At 71.1% G+C, this 12,758-nt stretch carries 15 protein-coding genes and 1 pseudogene; 12 read left to right on the top strand and 4 right to left on the bottom strand.

Features of this window, described 5'->3' with window-relative positions; genetic code table 11:
• The first annotated feature begins 29 nt into the window (after positions 1 to 29).
• On the top strand, positions 30 to 416 hold the full coding sequence (locus AS594_RS29875; RefSeq protein WP_069930873.1) for a VOC family protein: 387 nt from the start codon (positions 30 to 32) through the stop codon (positions 414 to 416).
• An 18-nt stretch (positions 417 to 434) separates the two neighbouring features.
• Here AS594_RS29875 and AS594_RS29870 read toward each other — a convergent pair whose 3' ends face one another.
• Positions 435 to 878, bottom strand: a complete 444-nt coding sequence (locus AS594_RS29870) for an ATP-binding protein (protein ID WP_069932100.1) — start codon at positions 876 to 878, stop codon at positions 435 to 437.
• Between the two features lie 228 nt (positions 879 to 1,106).
• Here AS594_RS29870 and AS594_RS29865 point away from each other — a divergent pair, with 228 nt between their 5' ends.
• Together AS594_RS29865 and AS594_RS29860 are read left to right on the top strand one after the other, a co-directional pair.
• Positions 1,107 to 1,955: a helix-turn-helix domain-containing protein gene (locus AS594_RS29865; protein WP_069935505.1), complete on the top strand. Its 849-nt coding sequence runs from the start codon at positions 1,107 to 1,109 to the stop codon at positions 1,953 to 1,955.
• A 9-nt stretch (positions 1,956 to 1,964) separates the two neighbouring features.
• Positions 1,965 to 2,210: a DUF397 domain-containing protein gene (locus AS594_RS29860; RefSeq protein ID WP_069932102.1), complete on the top strand. Its 246-nt coding sequence runs from the start codon at positions 1,965 to 1,967 to the stop codon at positions 2,208 to 2,210.
• Positions 2,211 to 2,221: 11 nt separating this feature from the next.
• Here AS594_RS29860 and AS594_RS29855 read toward each other — a convergent pair whose 3' ends face one another.
• Positions 2,222 to 3,379: an 8-amino-7-oxononanoate synthase gene (locus tag AS594_RS29855; RefSeq protein WP_069929916.1), complete on the bottom strand. Its 1,158-nt coding sequence runs from the start codon at positions 3,377 to 3,379 to the stop codon at positions 2,222 to 2,224.
• A gap of 143 nt (positions 3,380 to 3,522) precedes the next feature.
• Between AS594_RS29855 and bioB the strand changes: the two genes are divergently transcribed.
• The 5 genes from bioB to AS594_RS29830 all read left to right on the top strand — a co-directional run bounded on the left by bioB (position 3,523) and on the right by AS594_RS29830 (position 7,998).
• Positions 3,523 to 4,701, top strand: coding sequence for a biotin synthase BioB (gene bioB / locus AS594_RS29850; RefSeq protein ID WP_069929915.1), 1,179 nt, complete (start codon positions 3,523 to 3,525; stop codon positions 4,699 to 4,701).
• Positions 4,694 to 5,989 carry an adenosylmethionine--8-amino-7-oxononanoate transaminase gene (locus AS594_RS29845; protein ID WP_069932103.1) on the top strand — a complete coding sequence of 432 codons (1,296 nt, stop codon included), beginning with the start codon at positions 4,694 to 4,696 and terminating at the stop codon, positions 5,987 to 5,989. The genes bioB and AS594_RS29845 overlap by 8 nt, the downstream gene beginning before the upstream one ends.
• Before the next feature lie 141 nt (positions 5,990 to 6,130).
• Entirely contained in the window at positions 6,131 to 6,826 is a 696-nt protein-coding gene (gene bioD / locus AS594_RS29840) for a dethiobiotin synthase (RefSeq protein ID WP_069935504.1), read from the top strand.
• A 70-nt stretch (positions 6,827 to 6,896) separates the two neighbouring features.
• On the top strand, positions 6,897 to 7,259 hold the full coding sequence (locus AS594_RS29835) for a VOC family protein (RefSeq protein ID WP_069929912.1): 363 nt from the start codon (positions 6,897 to 6,899) through the stop codon (positions 7,257 to 7,259).
• A gap of 40 nt (positions 7,260 to 7,299) precedes the next feature.
• Entirely contained in the window at positions 7,300 to 7,998 is a 699-nt protein-coding gene (locus AS594_RS29830) for a class I SAM-dependent methyltransferase (protein ID WP_069929911.1), read from the top strand.
• Positions 7,999 to 8,008: 10 nt separating this feature from the next.
• On the opposite strand, the gene AS594_RS29825 is transcribed toward AS594_RS29830, so the two are convergent.
• Together AS594_RS29825 and AS594_RS29820 are read right to left on the bottom strand one after the other, a co-directional pair.
• Complete coding sequence (locus tag AS594_RS29825) at positions 8,009 to 8,380, bottom strand: fic family toxin-antitoxin system, toxin component (RefSeq protein ID WP_069929910.1); 372 nt, start codon at positions 8,378 to 8,380, stop codon at positions 8,009 to 8,011.
• Positions 8,377 to 8,604: an antitoxin gene (locus AS594_RS29820; protein ID WP_069929909.1), complete on the bottom strand. Its 228-nt coding sequence runs from the start codon at positions 8,602 to 8,604 to the stop codon at positions 8,377 to 8,379. The genes AS594_RS29825 and AS594_RS29820 overlap by 4 nt, the downstream gene beginning before the upstream one ends.
• Positions 8,605 to 8,672: 68 nt before the next feature.
• Between AS594_RS29820 and AS594_RS46365 the strand changes: the two are divergent.
• The 4 genes and pseudogenes from AS594_RS46365 to AS594_RS29805 all read left to right on the top strand — a co-directional run.
• A pseudogene (locus tag AS594_RS46365) lies at positions 8,673 to 8,917 on the top strand (GNAT family N-acetyltransferase); the annotation flags it as partial.
• Between the two features lie 288 nt (positions 8,918 to 9,205).
• Positions 9,206 to 10,585 carry a hemolysin family protein gene (locus AS594_RS29815; RefSeq protein ID WP_069929908.1) on the top strand — a complete coding sequence of 460 codons (1,380 nt, stop codon included), beginning with the start codon at positions 9,206 to 9,208 and terminating at the stop codon, positions 10,583 to 10,585.
• On the top strand, positions 10,582 to 11,604 hold the full coding sequence (locus AS594_RS29810) for a hemolysin family protein (RefSeq protein ID WP_069929907.1): 1,023 nt from the start codon (positions 10,582 to 10,584) through the stop codon (positions 11,602 to 11,604). The genes AS594_RS29815 and AS594_RS29810 overlap by 4 nt, the downstream gene beginning before the upstream one ends.
• 39 nt (positions 11,605 to 11,643) lie before the next feature.
• Positions 11,644 to 12,423, top strand: a complete 780-nt coding sequence (locus tag AS594_RS29805; RefSeq protein ID WP_069929906.1) for an SGNH/GDSL hydrolase family protein — start codon at positions 11,644 to 11,646, stop codon at positions 12,421 to 12,423.
• Positions 12,424 to 12,758: the final 335 nt, after the last annotated feature.

Here is a 12,758-nt window from a genome sequence, read left to right as displayed (position 1 = left end):
TGCCCGTGCGGGCAGGTACGTTCACCGCCATGACCTTCCTGAACCCGGTGCGCCACATCACCTTCGACGCCCACGACCCCTATACCGTGGCCGAGTTCTGGTCCCACCTGACCGGCTACAAGCTGCTGGACGAACCGGGTGACGACGAGGTGCTGATCGATCCGGAGCAACCGCATGTGCCGGCGCTCCTGTTCGTCCGGGTGCCGGAGGGCAAGACCGTCAAGAACCGCGTCCACCTCGACATCCAGCCGCCGCGCGGCACCCGGGATGCCGAGGTGGAGCGGCTCACGGCGCTCGGTGCCCGGACAGTCAGCGATCAGCGCGTCGAGGACGGCAGGGGCTGGGTGGTCATGGCCGACCCGGAGGGCAACGAGTTCTGCGTGGAGCGCGGCGCGGAGGAACGCGGAACCGCCTGACGGGCCGCCGGCAGCCGTCTACTGGACGACGGGCTGCTGGACGGGGACGGTCCAGGGCAGCTCGATCCACACGGTCTTGCCGCCCTCCCGCGTGGGCTGGACGGAGACCCGCCCACCGCATTCGGCGGTGAGACATCGGATGATCACTATGCCCCGCCCGTTGTCCTGCTGGACGGCCGCGGGAAGCCGTTTGGGCCAGCGGGGGTGGCTGTCGGTGACGCCGATGCGCAGCTGCTCGTCCCGGTCGAGCCGGACGTCAACCGTGAAGGTCGGCGACTGCCCGAACGTGTGCTGAACCGCGTTGGTGGCCAGTTCCGAAACGATCAGCCGTACGGTGTCGGCGGCTTCGGATCCCGGGGGCATCCCCCACTCGCCGAGAATCTCCGCGACATATCTCCTCGCGGCGGAGACCGAGGCTGGCTCGCTCGGCAGAGTGACGGATGCTTCCTGGTGGTCTGCCATGGCGACGCTGTCCCTTTCCCACCGGGGCCGGACTCCGACTCGTAGCGGATGAACTTCTAGGACGGCCTCGGATTGTGCTTTCGCGCCAGAGTGCCACTCATGGTGCTGTGATAGGGGGCGATCCCCCAAGATATGCATATATCTGTAGCTCGAAGCGGTGAACTCTGCTACGCGAGAACGTATTCGGGCTCCGGCCGGCGCATCCTCCTCTGTTGGGAGGAGGCGGAAATGCGGCACAGTCCCGCCGTACGTCGGCGCAGGCTCGGGGACGAGCTGCGGAGACTGCGTGACAGGGCGGGGCTCACCAGCCCCCAGGCCGCCCGGCTCGTCGGGTGGCACCAGTCGAAGGTGAGCAGGATCGAGACGGGCCGCAGCGCGGTGAAGCCGTCCGACGTGACCCGGCTGCTCGACGTGTACGGAGTGAAGGACCCCCGGCTGCGGGAACTGGTCGACGCGTTGACCGGCCTGTCGGCGAAAGAGGGCGGCAAGCACTGGTGGCACGCCTATCGGGGGCTGCTGCCGCCCCAGTACCGCGACCTCATCAGCCTGGAGTCGCAGGCGGGTTCGGCGCGCACGCTGGAGACCACGGTGGTACCCGGGCTGCTCCAGACGCCGGACTACGCGCGGGCGGTGACGCGGGCGGCGCTCGCGGGTCTGCCCGGGGCGAAGGTCGATTCGCTGGTCGAGGTACGGATCGCACGCCAGGAGGTACTGCGCGGAGCGAGGCCACTGGATCTGCGCGCCGTACTCGACGAGGCGGCGCTGCGGCGGCCGGTGGGTGGCCGGCAGGTCATGAAAGAACAGTTACGGCAGTTGCTGGAGGTGGGGGAATTGCCTCATGTCCGTTTACAGGTTCTGCCCTTCGAGTCGGGCGCCCACATTGGACTTGTTATTTTCTCCTTTCCGAACATGGCCGATCTGGACATGGTTGTTATCGACCACTTGACGAGTAGCCTCTATCTCGAACGGAAAGAAGACCTCAAGGCGTACGAAGCCGCGTTCAACGCGCTTCAGGCACAGGCTCTTTCACCCGAGGAATCATCCGCTCTCATCGCCCGTATCGGTGATGCCCGGTAGGGAGGCACCATGTCCGCTCCGCTCGCGCACGTACCTTCCAGCACTGACCTGTACGGAGCCCGGTGGCGGCGCAGCAGCCGCAGCACCGGGATGAACAACTGCGTCGAGACGGCGCGCGTCGACGGCGGCCTGCTGGCCGTGCGCGATTCGAAGCACGTCACACGGCCGGCGCTGCTCTTCGGGGCGGACACGTGGACGAGTTTCCTGTCCGCCGTACGCGACGAGGCACTCGGCGGGGCGCAACGCCGGCCCTGACCGGCGGTGCGTCAGAAAGCGGCGGAGGGAGCGGTCCGTACGACCGTTGCCACCGCTTGTGCGACCTGCGCGTCCGTCAGGTCCGCGCGTGCGGTGAGCCTGAGCCGGGAGATCCCGTCCGGTACCGACGGCGGGCGGAAGCAGCCCACGACGAGGCCGGCCGCCCGGCAGTCGGCGGCCCACCGCACCGCCGCCTCCGGCGAGGGCGCCAGGACCGACACAACGGCCGCGTCCGGGCGTACGGCGGACAGACCGGCGTCCGTCAGCCCCCCGTGCAGTGACGCGGCGACCGTACGGGCTCGCCCCGCGAGTTCCGGCTCCCGGCGCAGCAGCCTCGCGCTCGCCAGCGCGGCGCCCGCGGCGGCCGGTGCCAGGCCGGTGTCGAAGATGAACGTACGGGCCGTGTTGACCAGGTGGTCGATGACCCTGGCCGGACCGAGGACCGCTCCGCCCTGGCTGCCCAGCGACTTCGACAGCGTGAGGGTGGCGACCACACCGTCCGCTCCCGCCAGCCCCGCCGCGTGCGGTGCCCCCCTGCCGCCGTCGCCGAGGACACCGAGGCCGTGCGCGTCGTCGACGAGGAGGGCGGCGCCGTACGCACGGCATGCGGCCGCCAGTTCCGCGAGGGGCGCCGCGTCGCCGTCCACCGAGAAGACCGAGTCGGTGACGGCGAGGGCGCGGCCGTCGTGCGCGTCGAGCGTCTTGCGTACGGCGTCCGGGTCGGCGTGCGGCACTACGGAGGTCGTGGCGCGCGAGAGGCGGCAGCCGTCGACGATCGAGGCGTGGTTGAGGGCGTCGGAGACGATCAGCGAGCCGTGGCCGCTGAGCGCGGTGAGTGCGGCCAGATTGGCGGCGTAACCGGAGGAAAGTACGAGAGCTGCCTCGAAGCCGCAGAAATCGGCCAATTCCCTCTCAAGTTCGGCGTGCAGCCGGGTGCTTCCGGTGACGAGCCGCGAACCGGTGGCCCCGGCGCCCCAGCGGCGGGCGGCCTCGGCGGCGGCGGACGTGACCTCCGGGTGGTGGGTGAGGCCGAGGTAGTCGTTGCTCGCGAGGTCGAGCAGGGCGGACTCGGCGGAGCGCGGGCGCAGGGTCCTGACGAGCCCGGCCTTCGCGCGTACCGCCGCCTGCTCGTCGATCCAGTCGAACGGGTCGAACGGTCCCTGGGGCATGGAAGAGTCCCTTTTGTAGGCAGCCCACAGACACTAGCCGGGCGCGCGCGAGGTCAGGGTGTGGCAATACCCACACCTCGTGAGGCCGCTCTTGTGCGGTTCCTCCTTGGCCACAGGCGGTGCCGTAGGTCAGGATCGGCACCATGGACCTGCTGAACACCCTGGTGGAGAAGGGGCTGCGGCGCGAGCTGCCGACCCGCGAAGAAGCGCTCGCCGTGCTGGCGACCTCGGACGACGAGCTGCTCGATGTGGTGGCCGCGGCCGGAAAGGTACGCCGCCAGTGGTTCGGACGGCGGGTGAAACTCAATTACCTGGTGAACCTCAAGTCGGGCCTGTGCCCCGAGGACTGTTCGTACTGCTCGCAGCGGCTCGGCTCGAAGGCCGGGATCCTCAAGTACACCTGGCTGAAGCCCGACGAGGCTTCCAAGGCTGCGGCCGCCGGGGTCGCGGGCGGCGCGAAGCGGGTGTGCCTGGTGGCGAGCGGGCGCGGTCCGACGGACAAGGACGTCGACCGCGTCTCGAAGACGATCGAGGCGATCAAGGACCAGAACGAGGACGTCGAGGTGTGCGCCTGCCTCGGGCTGCTGTCCGACGGGCAGGCGGAGCGCCTGCGGGCGGCGGGAGCCGACGCGTACAACCACAACCTGAACACCTCGGAGTCGACGTACGGGGCCATCACCACGACCCACACCTACGCCGACCGTGTGGAGACCGTCCAGCAGGCGCAGGCAGCGGGCATGTCCGCGTGCTCCGGTCTGATCGCGGGCATGGGCGAGACGGACGCCGACCTGGTGGACGTGGTCTTCGCGCTGCGCGAGCTCGACCCCGACTCCGTGCCCGTGAACTTCCTGATCCCCTTCGAGGGAACCCCGCTCGCCAAGGAGTGGAACCTGACGCCGCAGCGGGCGCTGCGGATTCTCGCGATGGTGCGGTTCGTCTGCCCGGACGTGGAGGTACGGCTCGCGGGCGGCCGCGAGGTGCACCTGCGCACCATGCAGCCGCTGGCGCTGCACCTGGTCAACTCGATCTTCCTCGGCGACTACCTGACCAGTGAGGGCCAGGCCGGCCAGGCGGACCTGGAGATGATCGCCGACGCCGGTTTCGAGGTGGAGGGGACCGACAGGACGACGCTGCCGGAGCACCGGAGCGGCGGCGGCTGCGCGTCGGCGTGCGGGGAGCCGGCGGCCGAGGCGGCAGCGGGCGCCGTGGAGGCCGGGGAGACCTCGGACGCCGCGGAGGCGCCGGGTATTCCGGGCGCCCGTACGGACCTCGTGTCGGTACGCCGGCGCGGCGCCGGTACGGACCTCGCGCCCAATGCCTGAGCCGCTCGCCCCCGCCGAGCTGCTCCGGCTGGACCAGGATCACGTATGGCATCCGTACGGTCCCATGCCGGGCCGTGCGGAGCCGCTGCTGGTGGAGTCCGCGTCCGGCGTACGGCTTCGGCTCGCTCAGCCCGCCCACGGCCAGGACGAGTTGATCGACGGCATGTCATCCTGGTGGTCGGCCGTCCACGGCTACAACCACCCCGTGCTCAACGAGGCGGTGCGCGGGCAGCTCGACCGGATGAGCCATGTCATGTTCGGCGGGCTCACTCACGAGCCCGCCGTGCGCCTGGCGGCGAAACTGGTGGAGATCACTCCCGAGCCCCTGCGGCACGTCTTCCTGACCGACTCCGGATCGGTGTCGGTCGAGGTCGCGGTCAAGATGTGCCTCCAGTACTGGCGCTCGGTGGGCCGGCCCGGCAAGCAGCGGCTGCTGACCTGGCGCGGCGGCTACCACGGGGACACCTGGCAGCCGATGTCGGTGTGCGATCCCGAGGGCGGGATGCACGAACTGTGGCAGGGCGCGCTGCCGCGCCAGGTCTTCGCGGACGCGCCGCCCGCCGAGTACGACGCGGCGTACGCCGACCGGCTGCGCGCGCTGATCGCCGGGCACGCGGACGAACTGGCCGCGGTGATCGTGGAGCCGGTGGTGCAGGGCGCGGGCGGCATGCGTTTCCACGCGCCCGAGTACCTGCGGGTGCTGCGGGAGGCGTGCGACGAGCACGGCGTCCTGCTGGTCTTCGACGAGATCGCGACCGGTTTCGGCCGTACGGGAACGCTCTTCGCCTCGGAGCACGCCTCGGTCTCGCCCGATGTGCTGTGCGTCGGCAAGGCCCTGACCGGCGGTTACCTGAGCATGGCGGCGACGCTGTGCACGTCGGAGGTGGCGGACGGCATCTCGCGGGGCGAGGTCCCGGTGCTGGCCCACGGCCCGACGTTCATGGGCAACCCCCTGGCATCGGCGGTCGCGTGCGCCTCGATCGACCTGCTGCTCGGCCAGGACTGGCAGGGCGAGGTCAAGCGCATCGAGGCGGGGCTGAAGGAAGGTCTGGCCGAGGTCGCCGGGCTGCCGGGGGTACGGGACGTACGGGTGCTGGGTGCGATCGGCGTCGTACAACTGGACCGCGAGGTCGACATGGCGGCGGCCACGGCGGCGACGGTCCGGGAGGGCGTGTGGCTGCGCCCGTTCCGCGACCTGATCTACACCATGCCGCCGTACGTCACGAACGACGCTGACCTGGCCAGGATCTGCGGGGCGGTACGAGCGGCGGCCACGGCAGGCACGTGACCGGACGAACGACGTCCCCCGGGCGCCGGACGGCCGGACGGGCTTGACGCCGGCCGTTCCGGCCGTTCCGGGCTGGGGAAGCGGGCCGCCCACGGACATGAACCACCGCCCAGACACACATCACCGCGAGGAGCGCACCGCATGGCCGTCATCGTCGTCAGCGGCACCGGAACCGAGATCGGCAAGACCGTCGTCACGGCCGCGCTTGCAGCCGTCGCCTGCGCCCAGGGCCGTACCGTCGCCGTGCTCAAACCCGCTCAGACCGGCGTCGACGCGGGAGAGCCGGGCGACGCCGACGAGGTCGTGCGGCTGGCGGGTGAGGGAGTCGCGGCGGTCGAACTCGCACGGTTCCCCGAGCCGCTGGCGCCCGCGACCGCCGCCCGGCGCGCCGGTATGCCCCCCGTACGGCCGGACGACATCGCCGCGGCGGCGTCGAAGCTCGACGCCGAGTACGACCTGGTACTCGTGGAGGGCGCCGGCGGCCTCCTCGTCCGCCTCGACGACGACGGCGCCACCCTCGCCGACGTCGCCCGGCTCCTGGACGCGCCCGTCCTCGTCGTCACTCCGGCCGCCCTCGGCACCCTGAACTGGACGGCGCTGACCGCCGAGGCGCTGCGCGCCCGCGACATCGAGATGCTCGGAGTCGTCGTCGGCAGCTGGCCCGCCGCCCCCGGCCTCGCCGAACGCTGCAATCTCACCGACCTGCCGGTGGCGGCCGCGGGAGCCCCGCTGCTGGGCGCCGTTCCGGAGGGCGCGGGAGCCCTGCCGCCCACCGAGTTCCGGACCCGCGCCGCGACGTGGCTCGCGCCGCTGCTGGGCGGGAGCTGGCGCCCGTAGGGCCGGTCTCGCATGCGCCGTGTACGTACCGCATGCGTGTAAGCGCCTTGGCGCCCGTAAGGTCGTCGCCATGCGAGCACGTATCGACGAGATCGTTTTCGACTGCGCGGAGCCTGCCGTACTGGTCCGCTTCTGGGCCGCCCTGCTCGGCGGCGATCCGGTCGACCGGAGCCCGGACTGGTCGTACGTCGACCCGCCGGACTGGACCCGGGTCGCCTTCCAGCGCGTACCCGAGGGGAAGGCGGTCAAGAACCGGCTGCATCTGGACCTGGACGCGGGCGACATCGAGGCAGCGAGCGCCGAGGCGGAGCGTCTGGGCGCGACCAGAACCGGCGGCATCGTCACCGACGTGGCCGGCTCCTTCCAGGTGCTGCTGGACCCGGAAGGCAACGAGTTCTGCTTCGTGCGCGGAGTGAGCCGCCCGGCGGGGTAAGTATCCCGGTGTCCGACCGCCCCACGGAGGAGGTACCGCGATGCCCGAGCGCCGCAGCAAGGTTCCCCGGGACGCCGTGCACCACCCGCTCTTCGCGCGCTTCTACGCCCGGCTCAGCGTGGCTGCCGACCTCAGAGGCGGGGTGGCCGCACACCGGGACGAACTGCTGGCCGGCCTCTCCGGCCGGATCATCGAGATCGGCGCGGGCAACGGGCTGAACTTCGCGCACTACCCGGCGGCGGTCTCGGAGGTCGTGGCGATCGAACCGGAGCGCAGCCTGCGCCAGTTGGCGGTGAAGGCGGCTCTCGACGCCGGCGTCCCGGTGGACGTGGTGCCGGGCGCGGCCGAAGCGCTGCCGGTGAAGAGCGAGGCGTTCGACGCGGCGGTGGTGTCGCTGGTGCTGTGCAGCGTACGGGACGTACCGCGCGCCCTCTCCGAGATCAGGCGCGTACTGCGGCCCGGCGGGGAGCTCCGCTTCTTCGAGCACGGCAGGGGCGAGGGCCGGGCCATGGTGACGGTTCAGCGGGCGCTGGACCGTACCGTGTGGCCGGTGCTCTTCGGCGGCTGCCACACCGCCCGCGACCCGCTCGCGGCCATCGCCGCGGCCGGTTTCGACATCGGCACCCATCGGCGGCTGTCCGTACCGGAGAAGGGGCCCAGGCTGCCGTCGTCGCCGTGCGTGCTGGGGGTGGCGAACCGGCCACCGGAAGCGCCCGACGCCCCGGCGGCCGGCAGCTAGGCCAGGTGGCTCAACGGCTCCACTGCCGCAGTTCCTCCGCGATCACGTGGACGTCCGCCTTGCTCTCCTTGATGAGCCTGGCCAGGTCCCGCACCTGTTCGGGGGAGGTCACGACCTTCAGCCCGCAGGCGACGAGGTAGCCGTACGCGACGGCCGAGGCGAACATCGCGTTCGACCGCTCCAGGGCCGGCACGTGCAGCAGGAGCTGGAGAAGGGCGGCCGCGCGGGCCGCCGGATCGCGGTAGACGGGGATGCCGAATATCTCCGCCTCGTGCCGGGCGACGGCGGCGACGAGCGCGCCCCAGTCGACGACCTGGGGGTCGCCCGGGGTCTTGTGTTCGGCGATCATGAGGAGCCAGGCGAGGTCGATCCTGAGAGTCAACGCTTGCCTTCGCGCTCCGCGCCGAACTCCTCAGCGAAGACCGATTCGTACTGCTTCATGAAGTCGGACGCGGCCTCGACGAACGTACGCCCCACCTCACCGGCGTCCTGTCGGACCAGCTCCTCGATGTAGCGGTTCACGCTCATCCCGCGCTGGAGGGCGCGTTGGCGCGCGGCCTCGGCGGTGGTCTCGTCCACGCGTACGTTCAGCTGAGTCTTCGCCACACCATCAAGCTAGCGCGGCAACGCTAGCAGCGGCAAGGGGTGCGGGGTCCGTCGCCGACGACGGCGGCGGCGCGGAGCTCGTCGGTACGGTCGTCGCTGGCTTCGACGCCTGGCGCTGTCACCTGTACCGGCCGGCCGTACATCCCGTACGGCGGCGGCGCGGCATCGGCTCCGCCCTGCCGGCGGCGGCCGAGGAGCGGTTCGTCGAGCTGGGCGGGCGACGGACGACGCGATGGTCCTGCGGGAGAACGAGCGCGCGCACCACGCCTGGCGCGCCGCCGGGTACGCCCCTGGACCGCGGTGGCGGCGGTGGGCCATCCGCTCGCCGGCTGAACCGGCCGAGTCGGGTGACCCGGCCGAGTCGGCCCACTCGACACCCGCCGGACACCCACCGGACCGCCCCATTGGACCGCCCCACTGGACCGCCCGACTCGACCGCCCGACTCGACCCGCTTTCTGTCGCAATTTGCTCGTCCTTTACCATGGGCGGATCATTCATCCCCTTTGAAAGGTGTGAGCGTCCGCCCATGGGCGAGCCTCCCAGTAGTCGACATCGCGCAGCCGTCCCCGTCCTGCCCGATCATGGGACGGAGGTGAACCGATGACCGAAGTGCTTCTGCTCGCCGTGGCCGTGCTGCTCTCGCTCGCCTGCGGAGCCTTTGTCGCGGCGGAGTTCTCGCTGACCACGATCGAGCGCGGAGACCTCGAGCGCGCCGTGGAGCGGAACGAGCGGGGCGCCGCCAGCGCCCTCAAGGCCGTACGCAGCCTTACGTTCCAGCTCTCCGGTGCCCAGCTCGGCATCACCGTCACCAACCTCCTCGTCGGTATGCTCGCCGAGCCTTCCATCGGCAAGCTGATCCAGGGCCCGCTCCGGGGTCTCGGGCTGTCCCCCGCGACCGCCTCGTCGGTGGCTCTGGTCATCGGTACGGCGCTGTCCACCGTTGTCCTGATGGTCGTCGGCGAGCTGGTGCCGAAGAACTGGGCGATCTCCTCGCCGCTGGCCGTGGCCAAGGTCGTGGCCGCCCCGCAGCGGATCTTCAGCCTCGTGTTCCGGCCGCTCATCAGCCACCTCAACGGCTCGGCGAACCGGATCGTACGGCGCTTCGGTCTGGAACCGGCCGAGGAGCTGGCGTCCGCCCGCAGTCCCCAGGAGCTCGTCGCCCTGGCGCGGCACTCCGCGAGGGAGGGTGCGCTGGAGGCCGACACCGCCGAGCTGTTCGTACGGACCCTCAATCTGGCCGAGCTGAGCGCCGAGAACGTGATGACGCCGCGCGTTCAGGTCACCGCGCTCGATGTGCAGGCCACCGCCGAGGACGTCGCGAACGCGACGCGCGCGACCGGCCTGTCCCGCTTCCCCGTCTACCGGGGCAGCCTCGACTCGGTCGTCGGCATCGCGCACATCAAGGACGTACTGACCGTGCCCGCCGAGCGCAGGCCGTCCTACCCGGTCTCCTCCCTGCTGCGCGAGCCCCTGCTCGTGCCGGAGTCGCTGACCGTGGACCGCCTCCTCGACCGGCTGTCGGGCAAACAGACCATGGCTGTCGTCATCGACGAGTACGGCGGCACGGCGGGCGTCGTGACGCTGGAGGACATCGTCGAGGAGGTCGTCGGCGAGGTGCGGGACGAACACGATCCGCACGAGACGCCGGATCTCGCCCCGGCGGGCGAGGACGCCGACGGGCGGGTGCTGTGGTCGGCGGACGGCGCGGCCAGGACGGACCAGCTGGAGCGGGTCGGACTGCGGGTGCACGAAGGGCCGTACGAGACGCTCGCAGGACTGGTCGCACACGAGCTGGGACGCATTCCGGCCGTGGGTGACCGGATCGAACTGGCCGGGTGGCAGCTGGACGTGGTGGACGCGGCCGGACGGCGCGCGGCACGCGTGATGCTGCACGCGCCGCTGCCCGGCGAGTCCGCGGGTTCCGGCACCACCGACTCCGCCGACTCGTTCGGCCCCGGCGACAAGGAGGCCGGGCGATGACCGCGGTCCAACTGCTCATCGGCCTGCTCACGCTGGTCGTCAACGCCTTCTTCGTCGGCGCGGAATTCGCACTGATCTCCGTACGCCGCAGTCAGATCGAACCGGACGCGGAAGAGGGGAACCGGCGGGCGCGCAGCGTCCTGTGGGGACTCGAACACGTGTCGGCGCTGCTGGCGGCGGCCCAGCTGGGCATCACCCTGTGCACGCTAGTGCTCGGTGTGGTCGCCGAACCCGCCATCGCGCATCTGCTGGAGCCGGTCTTCCACGCCGTCGGCGTGCCGGACGGGCTGACCCACCCGATCTCGTTCGTCATCGCGCTCACCGTGGCGACCTATCTGCACATGCTGTTCGGCGAGATGGTGCCGAAGAACATCGCGCTGGCCGAGCCGGTCAGGACCGCGCTGCTGCTCGGACCGCCACTGGTGGCGCTGGCCCGGGCGCTGCGGCCGGTGATCTTCGCGATCAACGCCTTCGCGAACGCGCTGCTCAAGCTGTTGCGGGTGGAGACCAGGAACGAGGTGTCCGCCACCTTCACTGACGACGAACTGGCGCGGCTCGTCACGGACGCGGGCCACGCCGGCCTTCTCGACGACCGCGCGGCCGAGCGGCTGCACGACGCCCTGGAGCTGGGCCGGCGCCCGGTGCAGGACGTGGTGATGCCGGTGGAGCGCGTGGTGTTCGCCCAGATCGGGACGACGCCGGAGGACCTGGAGCGGCTCTCGGCCGAGTCTGGGTTCTCCCGGTTCCCGGTACTGGAGGGTCTGCGGATCCTGGGATACCTGCACGTCAAGGACGCTTTGGACGCCGCGCCGCGCAACGTGCCGTTCCCGGTCTCCGCTCTGCGGCCGATCGCCCGGGTGCGGGCGGCCACTCCGCTCGACGACGTACTGACGGCGATGCGGCGCAGCCGGACACATCTGGCGGCCGTACTGGGCGACGACGGGAATCCCGCCGGCCTGGTCACGATGGAGGACGTGCTGCGTGAGCTGGTGGGGCGGCCGGACCAGCGGCAGTCCTGACTTCTGGTCCTTCCTGGGCCGGGATACGATCGCTCCGCCATGGAACTCAATGCCACCTACACCAGTCTCGTCGCGGTCGGCGACTCCTTCACCGAAGGCATGTCGGACGCGCTGCCCGACGGCTCGTACCGGGGCTGGGCGGACCTGCTCGCCGCCCGGCTCGCGGCGCGCACGCCCGGTTTCCAGTACGCGAATCTCGCCGTGCGGGGCAAGCTGATCGGTCAGATCGTCGCCGAGCAGGTCGAGGTCGCGGCCGCCATGCGGGCGGATGTCGTGACGCTGGTGGGTGGCCTCAACGACACGCTCCGGCCGAAGGTCGACATGGGCCGGGTGTGCGGACTGCTCGAAGAGGCGGCCGGGAAGCTCGCTCCTTCCTGCAAGCAACTGGTTCTGATGCGCAGTCCCGGCCGCAACGGTCCGGTGATGGAGCGCTTCCGGCCGCGCATGGAGCAGCTGTTCCACTTCATCGACGCCCTGGCCGCACGCCACGGCGCTCTGGTGGTCGACCTGTACGGGGCGCCCGCGCTCGCCGATCCCCGGATGTGGCATGTAGACCGGCTGCACCTGACGGCGGAGGGGCATCGGCGGGTGGCCGAGGCGGTGTGGCAGGCGCTGGGCCACGCGGCCGAGGACGACTGGCGCGCGCCGCTGGAGCCCGGTGTACTGCCGGGGTGGGCGGCGCGGCGCGGGAGTGATCTGCGGTTCGCGCGCGAGCACCTCGTTCCGTGGGTAGGGCGACGGGTCACGGGGCGGTCCTCGGGCGACGGACGGCCGGCCAAGCGCCCCGACCTGCTGCCGTACGACATCCCCCTGCCGTAGCGCTTCGGCCGCGGTGTCGCTCGGCGTCGCGCTTCACGTCACGGCGCGGATCGCCGCTGGGACGGTCGCGGTCGCGATGATCGTCCGCTCCTCGTAGATCGTCCGCTCCTCGTAGCAAGCCACAAAGGGGACCGCGGCGCTGGCCTGCAGAAACCGACAGTAGAATCTGATCACTGTTCTGCGCCCAGAGTTCCCCTCGCAGGTCAGAGGCTATTTAGCAGACCTCAGCAGAGATCATTTCTCACAATCTCTCACGTAGCGGCCTCTGGATCGCCGCCGTGGAACACGTCCCACACCGCCGCCGCGGCCCGCATATCCTCCGGCGTGACGTAAAC

Origin of the sequence: Streptomyces agglomeratus (genome assembly GCF_001746415.1) — a bacterium.
GTDB classification, from domain to species: Bacteria; Actinomycetota; Actinomycetes; order Streptomycetales; family Streptomycetaceae; genus Streptomyces; species Streptomyces agglomeratus.
Note: the sequence above shows the minus strand (reverse complement) of the source record. Positions and strands in the feature narration are given on the sequence as shown.

Coding starts and splice junctions, on each gene's coding strand:
- AS594_RS29875 (WP_069930873.1), top strand. CDS start 30: ATGACCTTCCTGAACCCGGTGCGCCACATCACCTTCGACGCCCACGAC.
- AS594_RS29860 (WP_069932102.1), top strand. CDS start 1,965: ATGTCCGCTCCGCTCGCGCACGTACCTTCCAGCACTGACCTGTACGGA.
- bioD (WP_069935504.1), top strand. CDS start 6,131: ATGGCCGTCATCGTCGTCAGCGGCACCGGAACCGAGATCGGCAAGACC.
- bioB (WP_069929915.1), top strand. CDS start 3,523: ATGGACCTGCTGAACACCCTGGTGGAGAAGGGGCTGCGGCGCGAGCTG.
- AS594_RS29810 (WP_069929907.1), top strand. CDS start 10,582: ATGACCGCGGTCCAACTGCTCATCGGCCTGCTCACGCTGGTCGTCAAC.
- AS594_RS29870 (WP_069932100.1), bottom strand. CDS start 878: ATGGCAGACCACCAGGAAGCATCCGTCACTCTGCCGAGCGAGCCAGCC.
- AS594_RS29835 (WP_069929912.1), top strand. CDS start 6,897: ATGCGAGCACGTATCGACGAGATCGTTTTCGACTGCGCGGAGCCTGCC.
- AS594_RS29855 (WP_069929916.1), bottom strand. CDS start 3,379: ATGCCCCAGGGACCGTTCGACCCGTTCGACTGGATCGACGAGCAGGCG.
- AS594_RS29815 (WP_069929908.1), top strand. CDS start 9,206: ATGACCGAAGTGCTTCTGCTCGCCGTGGCCGTGCTGCTCTCGCTCGCC.
- AS594_RS29805 (WP_069929906.1), top strand. CDS start 11,644: ATGGAACTCAATGCCACCTACACCAGTCTCGTCGCGGTCGGCGACTCC.
- AS594_RS29845 (WP_069932103.1), top strand. CDS start 4,694: ATGCCTGAGCCGCTCGCCCCCGCCGAGCTGCTCCGGCTGGACCAGGAT.
- AS594_RS29830 (WP_069929911.1), top strand. CDS start 7,300: ATGCCCGAGCGCCGCAGCAAGGTTCCCCGGGACGCCGTGCACCACCCG.
- AS594_RS29865 (WP_069935505.1), top strand. CDS start 1,107: ATGCGGCACAGTCCCGCCGTACGTCGGCGCAGGCTCGGGGACGAGCTG.